Below are 13,277 nucleotides of genomic sequence, written 5' to 3'. Positions count from 1 at the left end.
GTGGGCCTGGAGGGCGGCGGCTGCTTGCCGGGGGCCGGGCGGCTGGTCGTCGGCGCACCGGGACGCGGGGGCGCCTGCGCCGGTGGTTGGCTCGGTGCGGGGGCTGTCGGCGAGGGGGTTGCCGGTGCGGGGGTGGGGGTGGGCGGCGCGGGGGTCGTGTCGGAGAAGGACGTACGGGGTGCACCTGCCCCCGCCGTTCCGGCGACGTTGGCGACGACCGGGCCGCCGCGTACCGGCAGGGCCTCCGCCCCCTCGGGGGTCACCCGTGTGGCACCGATGTAGTCGGGCTTGTCGATCTTGCCGAAGCGGATGACCTCGCCCGTGTAGGGCGCGTGGATCATCGTGCCGCCGCCGACGTAGATCCCCACGTGGTGGATGCTGCGCGGATCCTTGAGGTCGTACGCGAAGAACACCAGGTCCCCGGGCAGCAGTTCGGCCCTGGCTGGGTGCCGGCCCGCGTTCCACTGGTCGTTCGCGACGCGCGGGAGCTTGATGCCGACCTTCTGGTACGCCGCCTGGGTGAGGCCCGAGCAGTCGAACCGGCCCCGGTGGGCGGCCGTGCCCTCACCGCCCCAGAGGTAGGGCGTACCGAGCTTCGACTGCGCGAACTCGATGGCCCCGACCGCGAGAACCGACGGCGGCAACGGGGCCTTCACCGCGCCGAAGCTCTGCTCCAGGGAGCGGATGTTCTTGACGTAGTTGCGCGTCTCCTTGTACGGCGGGATCCCCTTGTACTGGATGACGCGGTACGCGCCGGCGTTGTACGCGGCGAGCATGTTGTTCGTCCGGTCCCCCGGCACGGAGGCGATCGACTTCGACAGCGCGCAGTCGTACTTCGCGGCCGAGGGGATCGCGTCGTCGGCGTCGAAGGGGTCACGGCGGCCGTCGCCGTCGCCGTCCGTCGACCACTGGGGCCAAGTCCCGGGCATGAACTGCGCGATGCCCTGCGCACCGACCGGGCTGACCACCTTCGGGTCGAACCCGCTCTCCTGGTAGAGCTGCGCGGCGAGCAGCGCCGGGGAGATCTCCGGGCAGAGCCGGCCCCACTGTTCAATGGCACCCTGGTACGCGGCGGGCACCGTCCCGGGCGCGAGCGCCACCTGCCCGGAACCGCCTGCGGGGGCGGGAGTTCCGGACATCCCGCCTACCGCGGCGGCGAGCAGGCCGACGAAGCCGAACGGGACCGCGACGGCGATCCCGACGGCAATCCGTGCCTTACGCATGCGCGGTCGGGGGTCGCGCGGGGAAGGACCTCATGGAAACGGGACACCATCCGGGACAACATGGGACCAGCCGCTACTCCGGCGGGAACCTGCGGGGGTGCGGCGACGGGCAGGGACCGCGCACGCGTCGTGCTCCCGTCATTGTGCGCGCCATGATTGCTCTGCGCAATCACCCGTGATACACACAGTGAGCGAGCCGTCTCTCGGGGGTGGTGGCCCGAACGGTGTCGTCAGGACAGAATAATCGAGTGACAAAGAGCCCCCGCTCCACCCGGCGGGGGCAATTCGAGAAGCCCAATCGGGGGCGGTGAGCGGCATGTATCTAGGTGCAGGCAACGGCGACATCAATACGATCATCGGTGGGATTGCCCCGGACTGGGGGCCTTTCGGAAAGCTCGGCGCCGAAGCGCGCACCATGGTCCAGGTCGTGATGGCCGTGGCGATCCTCCTCTGCCTCGCCATCGCCATCTGGGGCGCGGCGAAGCAGCGGATAGGGGCAACGGCCTTGCGCGACACGTTCAGTGCCGAGCAGGGCAAGGGACTGATCATCGCCGGACTCACCGGCGTGTTCATCATCGGATCACTGGGCACCCTCTTCACGATCATCTACGGGATGGCGATCTAGGACCGGGCCCTCCCGAATTTGCCGACTCGAGGTGGCTCACGTGGCGTACGCCTGCCCGCATAACTCCCAAAGTGCGACGTATGCCCGAAGATCGCATTCCCTTTCGGTGGAAATCGGGAAGACCGGATATTTCTCGTCAGACCGGAGTGAATTACCTGCGGATTCCGCCGCGCGGGGAGGGGTCCGCGCATGAGTGACGAGTTGCCGCGGACTCGGACCCTGCTGCCGCCGCGCCCTGACGCCGTCGGCGTCCCCGCGCGGCGGCGCAATCCCGTGTTGTCCGGGATCGGCGTCGTCGTCGTGATCATGGTGGTCGTGCTGACGCTCGCGTACGCGAGCCGGCGCGGCGGCGGCGACACGCCCTCCGGGACCGAGAACGCCGGCAGCTCGCAGAGCGCTACCACCACCACAGGCGCTCCGCCGTCCGGAGCCCTGTCAGGCGTGCCGGTCGGGTACGCGCACACTCGCGAGGGCGCGCAGTCCGCCGCGGCCAACTACTCCACCGCATACGGCTCTTCCGCGATGTTCAAGCCCGCCTCCCGGCGGGCCGTGATCTCCGCCCTTGCCGCGCCCACCGCGAAGGACGGACTGCTGACCCGCGCGGACGGCGCCTTCGCGGCGCAGAACACCCTGTTCGGCCTGGACGCGGAGGGCAACGCCCCGAAGGGCCTCACCTTCGTCTGCCGTGCCCTGCCCGTCGGCACCAAGGTGGCGGCTTACACGCCCGATTCCGCGACCGTCGAGGTATGGGGGGCCGGGCTGATCGGACTCGCCGGAGCGGGCTCCACCAAGCCGGTCACCGAAGCGTGGACCACGACGACGATGCGGCTGTCCTGGGCGGACGGCGACTGGAAGCTCGTCGACTTCAGCCAGAAGGAGGGGCCGACCCCGGTCAGCGGCCTGCAAGGCGCGTCGGGTGCGGAGGAGATCGCGCAAGCGGTCAGGGACTTCGAGGAACTTCGCTATGCACGTTAGTCCGCGCCGTCAACTCCCCACCGAGTCCCAGGGTTCAAGCTCCGCTCCCCTGTTGTCCGTGCGGTCTCCTTTTCCCTTCCTGCGTCGTGGTTTGGTGCTTGTGGGGGTGGCGGCTGCGGGGGTGGTGGGTGGGGGGACGGCGGCGCTGGGGGCGGCTGTGCCGTCGCCTGGGGCTCCGGCGGCGCCGGCGGTTCCGGGGGCTGGTGTGCCCGCCGCGCCGGTGACGTCGTCTGGGCCGCCGCAAGGGGGGCAGGCGCAGGCGTACTGCGACATGTTGACGGGACCGGCGAAGACGTACTGCCAGAGTGGGGACGCGGGTGCGTCCGTGGGGGTGCCGGGGAATCCGGTGCAGACGGCGGGGTTTGTCGCGGATCCGCTCGGGGCGATCGCGAAGGGGTGTGCGGACGCCGCGACGTGGATCCTCAATCAGCTGGCCCATGCCGTGAACGACACGACGCAGGTGGACTTCACGAATGCGGGGTTCCTGCGGCAGTACGCGGTGGTCTTCGCGGCGTCGACGTTCCTGACCCTGCTGCTGTGGATGCTCGCCGTCGCCAAGCGCGCCGTGCGCGGGGCGTCGATCACGACGGCGATCACCGAGGCGGTCGGGTACCTGTGGCTGGCGGTGACCGCGTCGGCGTTCACGCCGCTGACGCTGTATCTGGCGGTGTCGTTGACCGACGGGCTGACGGCCGCGATCGCGTCCGGTACGCAGCAGGACACCGACCGGTTCCTCGGCGGGTTCGCGAAGGCCCTTGATCCGAACGCCGGTTTGGGCGGCGGTCCGGTGATGCTGATCTTCGTGTCGATGTTGTCGATGGCCGCCGCGGCGGTGCTGTGGATCGAGCTGCTGATCCGTGCGGCGATGCTGTACGTGGGCGCGATGCTGGGAACTGCCGTGTATTCCGGCTTGGTCGACAAGGCGATGTGGCACCATGTCCGGCGTTGGGCGGGAATCATGGTGGCCGTGCTGCTCGCGAAACCGGTCGTCGTGATCGTGTTGGGCCTGGCCACCGCCGTATCGTCGAACGGCGGACCGAACGGTGGTCGGCAGGACGCGTTTTCGGCGGTGTTGAGCGGGCTGGCCATCATGGTGTTGTCGATCTTCGCGAGTGTGTTGATCTACCGTTTCGTGCCGAACCTGGGTGACGACATGGCGCAGTTGCACAGCAGCCGCCGTGCGTTGACCGGTTCGGGCGCGGCGGGGATGGTGAGCGGACCCGCGAACTTCATGAAGCAGGGGATCCGCGCGCACGCGGGGCGCGGTCAAGGCGGCGGGGGCCAACCGGCTCCGGCCGCGGCGGGAGCCGCGGTGTCCTCGGGCATCGCGGCGCACGGCCAGCGCGGTGGCGGCGGTACGGGGGCCGCCTCCGCGGCACCACCCCCGGCAAGCCCGGGCAACACGCCGCATGCCAGGACCGGGAACGAGGCTTGACCATGACCACACAGCCCATCCACCGACGCCGCACGTTCCTCATCGGCAAGGCCAAGCCGACGGCCGTCATCGGCAAGAATCGCGAGCCGGGCGAGATCTTCCTGATCATCGCGGGCGGCGGCCTCGGGTTGCTGTGGGGCCTGCTCGTACCGGTACTGGTGGTGCGGATCGTCGGCCTCGCCGGTTTTCCGCTGATCGCCTTCGCGGCGGTCTACATGCCGTACAAGCAGCGCACGTTCTACAAGTGGTTCGAGATCAATCGGAACTACAAGCGCACGCTCAAGCGCGGGGCCCGCTACCGCTCGGCGGTGATGGAGGCCGGCACGCGCCTGGACGGCGCCGGGGTGGCGGTCGGTTCGCCGCCCGGCATCGGCCGGCTGACGTGGACGAGCGTGCCGTTCGGGCCGGATGAGCTCGCGGTGCTGATGCACCTGGAGCGGCGTACGGTCACCGCCGCCATCGAGATCGAGGGCCCCGGCGTGGGCCTGCGCGACTCGGAGGACCAGGAGGCGCTGGTCGAGCGGTTCGGCACGCTGCTGAAGCATGTCGCCAACGGGGACGGCTTCGTGACGCGGCTTCAGATCCTGGCGCGGACGATGCCCGCCGACCCCGACGCGCACGCGAAGGACGTGGCCCGGCGCGGCGACCACAACGCCCCGCGGTGGGTGAAGGATTCGTACGACCAGCTCCAGTCGATGGTGTCGACGTCGAGCGAGCAGCACCGCGCGTACCTGATCGCCTGCATGCACTACAACCGCGACCTGGCGGCCGAGTCGTCGGTGATGGGCAAGGGTGACAAGGGCCTCGGCATCGTCATGGCCCGCGAACTGACGGACGTGTGTGCGCGGCTGGCCGAGGCGGACATCCGGGTGCGGCAGCCGATGAACGAGGCCCGGCTCGCGTCGCTGATCCATTCGATGTACGACCCGGAGCACCAGATCGACCAGTTCGACGGCATGCGCGCGCGGTATGCCTGGCCCGCCGAACTGGACGCGACGCACCCCAACTACCTCCAGGCCAAGACCCGCGAGTCGGACACCTCGCGGCCGTGGTGCCACGCGACCGCGTGGGTCAAGGAGTGGCCGCTGACCCCGGTCGGCGTGAACTTCCTGGCTCCGCTGCTGGTGCACACGCCGGACGTGATCCGGACGGTCGCGGTCACGATGGACCTGGAGCCGACCGACATCGCGATCGAGCGCATGCTGACCGAGAAGACCAACGACGACGCCGACGCGGCGCGTGCGGCCAAGATGAACCGTACGGTCGACCCGCGCGACCTGGCCCACACCGGCCGGGTGGACCAGCGCGGCGAGGACCTCGCGGGTGGCGCGGCCGGGGTGAACCTGGTCGGCTACATCACGGTGTCCTCGCGCGATCCCGAGCAACTGGCCCGTGACAAGCGGACGATCCGTGCGTCGGCGGGCAAGTGCTTCCTCAAACTGGAGTGGTGCGACCGCGAGCAGCACCGGGCGTTCGTGAACACGCTCCCGTTCGCGACCGGCATCAGGAGGTGACGCCTTGACCGGCATCATGTCGCTACTGACCGAGGGGTTCTCGAGCTTCCTGTTCGGCAGGCCCGAGACGCAGCGGCTTCCCGTGCGCACGTCGACGGGCCAGGCGCAGGCGGTGTACCTGCCGACGGCGGCGCCGGGGCTCGGCGACTCCGGGGTGATCATCGGCCGCGAGGTGTACTCCGGCAAGGGCTACGTCTACGACCCGTTCCAGCTGTACGGCCAGCAACTGCCCGCCCCGCACTGGCTCGTGCTCGGCGAGTCGGGCAACGGCAAGTCGGCGCTGGAGAAGACGTACGTGCTGCGCCAGCTGCGCTTCCGCGACCGCCAGGTGGTGGTCCTGGACGCCCAGGGCGAGGACGGCGTCGGCGAATGGAACCACATCGCGGAGGCACTGGGCATCCAGCCGGTGCGGCTGGACCCGACGGACCTGGGCAGCAACGGCGTACGCCTCAATCCGCTCGACCCCGCCATCACCTCCACCGGCCAGCTGGCGCTGCTGCGCACGATCATCGAGGTGGCGATGGGCCGCCCGCTGGAGGAGCGGGCCGGATACGCGCTGAAGGCCGCACACGTGCACGTCGTGCGCACCGTCAAGGACCGCCAGCCGATACTCCCCGACGTCGTCGACGCGCTGCGCAACCCGACCAAGGAGTCGGCGGACCTGCTGAGCCTGGATCTCGCCGACGTGCGGATCTGGGGCCTGGACGTCGCGCTGGTGCTCGACCGGCTGGTGGACGGCGACCTGAAGAACATGTTCGAGGGGCCGACCACGACCGGCATCGACCTCGACGCGCCGCTCATCATCTTCGACCTGTCGCACATCGACCGGAACTCGATCGCGATGCCGATCCTGATGGCGATCGTGGGAGTGTGGCTGGAGCACACGTGGATCCGGCCGGACCGGGTCAAGCGCATCTTCCTGGTGGAGGAGGCGTGGCACATCATCAACAGCCCGTTCGTCGCGCAGCTGTTCCAGCGGCTGCTGAAGTTCGGGCGGCGGCTGGGGCTTTCGTTCGTCGCGGTGGTGCACCACTTGTCCGACGTGGTGGACGGCGCGGCGGCGAAGGAGGCCGCGGCGATCCTGAAGATGGCGTCGACGCGCACGATCTACATGCAGAAGGCCGAGGAGGCGCGCGCAACCGGCAAGGTGCTCGGGTTGCCGCGCTGGGCCGTGGAGATCATCCCGACGCTGACGCCGGGCATCGCGGTGTGGGACGTCAACGGCAACGTGCAGGTGGTCAAGCACCTGATCACCGACACCGAGCGGCCGATGGTCTACACGGACCGGGCGATGACCGAGGACGCGGTCGAGGAACGGGTGCGGGCGGAAGCCGCGCTGGCGGGCGACCCCGCGGCCTGAGGGCCGGGGGGTACTGCGGCCCGTAGGCGGGGCGAGCACGTACGGAGGCCTGCCGGCGGTCGGACCGGTCGCACGGGTCGTACCGGCCGCACCGGCTCGTACAGGGGAGGCGTATGGCGCAGGAGGGGCCGCGGCGGGCGCCGCAGCGGGGCATACCCGACGGCGCGCTGATCGGGGTGCTGGTGCTGCTGGTCGGGGCGACCGCGACCACGTGGCTGTCCACGGGGCTCGCGGGCCTCGTGTCGCATCAGGAGTGGCCGGACAACGTCCGGTTCTCCCGCTCCGGTACGGCGATCCGCGAACTGACCGCGGAGCCGGGCGATGTGGCCGCCGCGTGGCCGGACACGCCGCCGGAGGCGCTGCCGCCCGCGTCGACGTTCTGGATCGTGTTCGGCGCGATGCTCCTGTTCGTGCTGTTCCTCGCGGGCTTCGCGCTGTGGATATGGCTGCGCCTGACGCTGCGTCAGGCGGTGCACCGGGACTCCGGGAAGCGCCCGCCGGCAGAGGGCGGGCCACCCGGAAAAGCCTTGTGACGCGCCGAATCTGCGATGAAAGCACACCTTCGGGTGAACCGGGCCGCTCAACCGGAATCGTCGGTTCTCCGACGGGGAACGCTCTACGTACCGTGGCCGAGTCGGCCGCCGCGTGGCCGTACGGTCACCCGCCGGTCGGCTCGACCCACCAACTTCCCCGCGGTGTCCGCGCGTCGCGCGCCTCAGCCGTCCGTACGGCCCGTTCCGTCCGGCTGGGTCTCCTCGATGCGGGCGAGCATGCGCCGCAGCCCCTCCGCGAGCGCGTCGCGCTGCCTGGTGCCGAGGTCCTGCAGCAGCGCGGCCTCGAAACCCGCCGCCTCGCGGACGACCCGCACCCACATGTCCCGGCCGGCGTCGGTCAGCTCGATGATGACGCGCACCCGGTTGTTCTCGTCCCGCGTCCGGGTCACCAGCTCGTCGGTGACCATGCGGTCGATGCGGTGCGTCATGGCGGCCGGCGTGAGCCCGAGGCTCCGGGCCAGCTCGCCGGGGCTGAGCCGGTAGGGCGCCCCCACGAGCACGAGCGCGCGCAGGACCTCCCACTCGGCGTTGGTGATGCCGAGGGCGGTCAGCTGGCGGCTGTACGCGACCGACATGCGCCGGTGCAGCCGGAACAGCGCCGCGACGATGATCTCGACCTGCGGGTCGACCTCGGGGAACTCGCGCTGGAAGACCGCAAGGTGGGCTTCCAGGTCGGACTCCGGCAGCACCGGCTCGGACGTTTCCGGCTGCTCGGACGGTTCGGGCGTCTCGGGGCGCTCGGGCTGCTCGGAGGGCTCCGGCGGCTCCGCGGTCGTCGGCCGGTCCTGGCCCGACTCTGTGTCCGACTCCATGGCGTGCAGCATACCCGCACCGGCTTAAGTCGTTAGACAGAAACACTTCAGGTGCGTATAGTTTAGTTCTGAAGTCTTCAGACTCAAGTTCCGAACACCCCCAAGAGCCGTCGCCCCGCCATTCCGGCCGGTGCGACGGTTTTCGTCGGGTTGCGCCCGGACGCGCGTCTGCGGGACTCCCCCGAGCGGGTCCGGAACGGCCGTACCCGCGCACACGACAGTCAGGAGGTGTGTGGTGGCGACCAACACGGCGCTCCGTCGGATCCAGCTGGGGAACGCGCTCAGTGCGTTCGGCAGCGGGTTCACCGTTCCTTTCCTCTTCGTCTACGTGACGCGGGTGCGCGACATGACCGCCGGTCAGGCCGGGCTCATGTTCAGCGTCCTCGCGGTCGCCGCCCTCGTCGTCCTGCCGTTCGTCGGCCCGGCGATCGACCGGCGCGGACCGCGCCCGGTCGCGGTCGCCGGGGCCGTCGTGGCCGGCGCCGGCTCCCTGACGCTCGGGCTCGCGACCGACGCGACGACGGTCATGCTCGGCGCCGCCCTGCTCGGGGCCGGCATCGCGGCGATCCAGCCCGCGCTCGCGACGATGATCGTGCGCTGCACCACCGCGATGACGCGCGCCCGCGCGTTCGCGCTGCAGTTCACCTTCAACAACCTGGGCCTGGGCATCGGCGGTCTGATCGGCGGCCTCATCGTCGATCCGTCGCGCCCGGCGAGCTTCACCGTGCTGTTCGCGATGGAGACCGCGATGTTCCTGGTGCTCGGTGCCGTGGTCGGCACCGCTCGGGTGCCCGCGGCCCCGAAGTTCGAGGGCGCGCACGCGGCCGCCGGGTCCGGCGCGGGCTGGCGGCACCTGCTGCGCAACAAGGCGATGGTCCGCCTGTGCGTGGTCAGCGCGCTGATCTTCTTCACGTGCTACGGGCAGTTCGAATCCGGCCTGGCCGCGTTCGCGACCGAGGTCAGCCACATCTCGCCGAGCATGCTCGGCGTGGCGCTGGCCGCCAACACCGCGGTCATCGTGCTGGGCCAGCTCACCGTCCTGAAGATCACCTCGCGGCGCCGCCGCAGCACGGTGATCGCGGCGACCGGCCTGGTGTGGCTGGTCGCCTGGATGGTCACGGCGGTGTCCGGCCTGGTACACAGCAACGCGGTGCTCGCGGCGGTCACCATCATCACGACGTACGCGCTGCTCGGTGTCGGCGAGAGCCTGCTCGCGCCGACCCTCGGCCCGATGGTCGCCGACCTCGCGCCGGCGCACCTGCTCGGGCAGTACAACGCGGCGCAGTCGCTGGTGAAGCAGCTGGCGATGGCGGCCGGCCCGGCGTTCGCGGGGCTGATGGTCGGCTCGGGGGCCTACGGGCCGTACGTGGCTTCGCTGATGGTCTGCTCGCTGCTCGTCACGGTCCTCGGCGTCCGGATGGGCGGCAAGCTCAGCCCGGTGCAGAACGGCGTGCTGGTCGCGTCGTCGGTGCCGGTCGAGATCCCGGTGAAGACCGGGCCCGAAGCGGCCTCGCCGCCCACGGTGCAGGCCCCGGATCAGGCGCCGGTGCGGCGCCCGGCGGAGTCCCCGGCCGAACCGGCCGAGGTGCCGGCCCGCGCCGCGGCCCCCGTCCCGGCCGCGGTCTGATCCCCGAAGCGGCGGGAGGCGCAGGCCTCCCGCCGCCTCACAGCAGGAACTCGCACCACACCGTCTTGCCGGTGGCGGTCAGCCGCGACCCCCAGGAGCTGGCGATGGTCGCCACGATCGCGACACCGCGCCCGTTCTCGTCGTCGGCCGCCGCCCGCCGCCGGCGCGGCACGTGGTCGTCCGCGTCCGACACCTCGACGATCAGCCGCCGGTCGGTGCGGCGCAGCCGCAGCCGCATCGGCGCCGCCCCGTGGGTCAGCGCGTTGGCGACGAACTCGCTGACCGCGAGCACCCCGGACTCCCGCAGCTCCTCGCCGACCTGCCAACTGGCCAGCACCCCCGACGTGAACGCCCGGGCCCGGGCCGCGACTTCGTGCCCGCCCAGGAGGTCGAGCGACGCCGTGCGGAACAGGGTCGCCTCGCGTCCCTCGTGCTTGGGCAGTTGCAGCACCAGCACGGCCACGTCGTCGTCGTGCTCGACCGGCAGGCGCATGTGCTCCACCAGGCGGTCGCGCACCGCCTCCGGCGAACCGGTCGCCACGTCCAGCGCGCCCGCGAGGTCGTCGATCCCCCGGTCGATGTCCTCGCCCCGGCGTTCGACGAGGCCGTCCGTGTAGAAGACCACCGTCGAACCCGGCTCCAGCGGGACGCTGCCCGAGGTGTGCGGCCAACTCCCCCCGGTGCCCAGCGGCGGCCCCAGCGCGTCGTCCAGCCGGTGCACGCGTCCTTCGGGGTCGCGTACGAGTGGCGGCAGGTGGCCCGCGGTGGAATAGGTGAGCACCCCTTCGCTGGGGTCGTGCACGGCGTAGACGCAGGTCGCGATCTGCGTCGCGTCGATCTCCATCGCGAGGCCGTCGAGGAGTTGCAGCACCTCGTGCGGGGGCAGGTCGAGGCGCGCGTACGCCCGTACCGCGGTCCGCAGTTGCCCCATGACCGCGGCCGCGCGCACGCCGCGGCCCATGACGTCGCCGATCACGAGCGCGGTACGCCCGGCGCCGAGGGTGATGACGTCGTACCAGTCCCCGCCGACCGCCGCGTCCGCGCCGCCGGGCAGGTAGCGCACCGCGACGCGCAGGTCGTCCGGGTTCTCCAGGCGCTGCGGCAGCAGGCTGCGCTGCAGCGTGACCGCCGCCTGCCGGTGCCGCCGCTCGCTCTCCCGCAGCCGGTCGGTGGCCTGCACCTGGTCGGTCACGTCGACGGCGAAGACCAGGACGCCGCGTACCGACCGGCCGCCGCTCTGGGTGCCCTCCGCGCGCACCGGGGTGCAGACGAACGTGTAGTAGCCGTGCCGCCGCTCGCTCTCCGGCATGCCGGGGTAGGCGGCGGCGTGGTGGTCCACGCGCCGGGCCCGGACGGTGCGCCCGCGTCCCGTCCGGTAGACCTGGTCCATGAGCGCCAGCAGCCCGTGGTCGGCGAGTTCGGGGAGGATGTCGCGCGCGGGGAGGCCGATCCGGCGGGGCCCGAAGACCTCCCGGTAGGCCTCGTTGACGTACGCGAGTTCGTGTGCGGGCCCCCGGGTGACCGCGATGAGCGCGGGCGCGTGCGCCAGCACCTCCCGCAGCGAGAAGGTGTCGATGCGGTCCTGCATCCGTGCCGCGGGCACGGATCGCCGCCGGTCACCGGACAGTCGGGCGCCCCACCGAGTGATGTTCAACCGCCTGCTTCCTGATGGATGAGTTATTCACACTATGTGCCGTGAGGTTTACCTCAAGTGACATCACCAGTGTGGGCGAAACTCGGCCACAGGGGAATCGCGACGCCGCGCCCGACCCCCCGTTCGGGGGACTCTCCGGCGCGGTGCCCGCATTGTCCGCGGTGGCCGGAGTGCCGCTGCGTACCCGGTGCGTGACCCCGGTCACACGGCGCCCGCGCGGCCCCAAGGCCCGACGGGTGCATGTCGACGCAGTGTCGCGCGGGGACCCCGAGAGCATGGCATCGCTGACTCAGCGTCAACACCACACGGTTCCTCCACAACCGTTACGTCGGATTCCGCTTCTGGGCCGAGATGAGGTCGGGTACGCTCGGCGAACTGGCAATGACTGAGCGGTCCGGGCTGGGACACGAACACTTGCCTTCGGGGGAAGCAAATGGGCGCTTCGCGTACATATACCAACGATCTGGCACGGGATCGGGACACCGCGGGGAGGTCGGCGGGAGCTCACGCCGCCGTGATCCCCTCGGCCCGACGGCCGCAGCGCGGGCGCACCGCGATCGCCGCGCCGCCGGGCACCGCCGATCCGGAATCCACCACACAGTTGCGCACCGACGCGCGCCGCAACCTCGAACAGGTGCTGCGCGCCGCGCGCGAGGTGTTCGGCGAGTTGGGCTACGACGCGCCGATGGAGGAGATAGCCCGCCGTGCGGGCGTCGGCGTCGGCACCATCTACCGGCGGTTCTCCGGCAAGGAGTCGCTGGTCCAGCGCATCATGATCACCGAGACCGCGCGGCTGACCGGCGAGGCCGTGGCCGCACTGGCCGAGGAGCCGGACGCGTGGGCCGCCCTCAACCGCTACCTGCGGCGCGCGGTCGCCTCCGGGGCGGGGCGGCTCTTCCCGGCGCTCAGCGGGCGGGTCCCGGTGACCGAGGAGATGCGCAACGGCCGTACGGCGCTGAACGAGGCGGTCTGTCTGCTGGTCGACCGGGCGAAGGACGAGGGGTACCTGCGCGACGACGTGTCGGACGCCGACATCTCGCTCCTGCTGTCCTGCCTCCTGCCGCCGCCCGGGCTGCCCAAGGCGCAGCGGCTCACGGTCGCCGCCCGCTACCTGGAGGTAGTCCTGGACGGCCTGCGCGCGGACCGGCCGTCACCGCTGCCGGGCAGGCCCTTCACCCAGGACGAGCTCGACACCTTGTTCCTGCGCGGCGGGCCGCGCTGACGCTACGCCGGTCGCGCCCCGTCTTGCGGCGCACCGGCCGGGGCCCCGCCCCGCCTCGCGCGGCCCGGCCCGGCAACCGGGCCGCGGCGTACCACGCCGGGACCCCACGGAACAACTCCTGAAACTCCAGGCACTTCGGAAGACTCGGAAAACCTCAGAACACTCCTGTACCAGCCCGACCCGAGCCGATCCGCACCGACCAGTCGCGCCGGAATTGCACGCCCGGACAGCCGGGCGAGAGGCCGCGCCCCCCCCCGTCCGCAGGCGGGGGGGGCG

The 13,277-nt window shown here is 71.3% G+C and carries 10 protein-coding genes and 1 pseudogene; 8 read left to right on the top strand and 3 right to left on the bottom strand.

All coding sequences use genetic code 11. The annotated features are described in order from the left end of the window. Positions 1–233 precede the first annotated feature (233 nt). Positions 234–1,223, bottom strand: a pseudogene (locus tag ACWD12_RS36895) (NlpC/P60 family protein); the annotation flags it as partial. Positions 1,224–1,539: 316 nt separating this feature from the next. On the opposite strand from ACWD12_RS36895, the gene ACWD12_RS36890 reads away from it, so the two are divergent. The 6 genes from ACWD12_RS36890 to ACWD12_RS36865 all read left to right on the top strand — a co-directional run bounded on the left by ACWD12_RS36890 (position 1,540) and on the right by ACWD12_RS36865 (position 7,665). Next, positions 1,540–1,848, top strand: coding sequence for a hypothetical protein (locus tag ACWD12_RS36890; protein WP_450103305.1), 309 nt, complete (start codon positions 1,540–1,542; stop codon positions 1,846–1,848). A gap of 189 nt (positions 1,849–2,037) precedes the next feature. Further along, entirely contained in the window at positions 2,038–2,823 is a 786-nt protein-coding gene (locus tag ACWD12_RS36885) for a hypothetical protein (RefSeq protein ID WP_450103272.1), read from the top strand. Positions 2,824–3,094: 271 nt separating this feature from the next. Beyond that, positions 3,095–4,258, top strand: coding sequence for a hypothetical protein (locus ACWD12_RS36880; RefSeq protein WP_450103271.1), 1,164 nt, complete (start codon positions 3,095–3,097; stop codon positions 4,256–4,258). A gap of 2 nt (positions 4,259–4,260) precedes the next feature. Beyond that, on the top strand, positions 4,261–5,772 hold the full coding sequence (locus ACWD12_RS36875; protein WP_358357482.1) for an SCO6880 family protein: 1,512 nt from the start codon (positions 4,261–4,263) through the stop codon (positions 5,770–5,772). Between the two features lie 16 nt (positions 5,773–5,788). Beyond that, positions 5,789–7,132: an ATP-binding protein gene (locus ACWD12_RS36870; protein ID WP_435839108.1), complete on the top strand. Its 1,344-nt coding sequence runs from the start codon at positions 5,789–5,791 to the stop codon at positions 7,130–7,132. A 113-nt stretch (positions 7,133–7,245) separates the two neighbouring features. Beyond that, the gene (locus ACWD12_RS36865) at positions 7,246–7,665 is read left to right on the top strand and encodes a hypothetical protein (RefSeq protein WP_450103270.1); all 420 of its coding nucleotides are present in this window, start codon (positions 7,246–7,248) and stop codon (positions 7,663–7,665) included. Between the two features lie 182 nt (positions 7,666–7,847). Here ACWD12_RS36865 and ACWD12_RS36860 read toward each other — a convergent pair whose 3' ends face one another. Beyond that, complete coding sequence (locus tag ACWD12_RS36860) at positions 7,848–8,498, bottom strand: MarR family winged helix-turn-helix transcriptional regulator (RefSeq protein WP_450103269.1); 651 nt, start codon at positions 8,496–8,498, stop codon at positions 7,848–7,850. 232 nt (positions 8,499–8,730) lie between these two features. Between ACWD12_RS36860 and ACWD12_RS36855 the strand changes: the two genes are divergently transcribed. Continuing rightward, positions 8,731–10,125 carry an MFS transporter gene (locus tag ACWD12_RS36855; RefSeq protein ID WP_450103268.1) on the top strand — a complete coding sequence of 465 codons (1,395 nt, stop codon included), beginning with the start codon at positions 8,731–8,733 and terminating at the stop codon, positions 10,123–10,125. A gap of 37 nt (positions 10,126–10,162) precedes the next feature. Here ACWD12_RS36855 and ACWD12_RS36850 read toward each other — a convergent pair whose 3' ends face one another. Then, a complete protein-coding gene (locus ACWD12_RS36850; protein ID WP_358357493.1) occupies positions 10,163–11,779 on the bottom strand; it encodes a SpoIIE family protein phosphatase in 1,617 nt (538 codons plus the stop codon). Positions 11,780–12,293: 514 nt separating this feature from the next. Here ACWD12_RS36850 and ACWD12_RS36845 point away from each other — a divergent pair. After that, a complete protein-coding gene (locus tag ACWD12_RS36845; protein WP_450103267.1) occupies positions 12,294–13,001 on the top strand; it encodes a TetR/AcrR family transcriptional regulator in 708 nt (235 codons plus the stop codon). Positions 13,002–13,277: the final 276 nt, after the last annotated feature.

It is taken from the genome of Streptodolium elevatio, from assembly GCF_053592165.1.
Note: the sequence above shows the minus strand (reverse complement) of the source record. Positions and strands in the feature narration are given on the sequence as shown.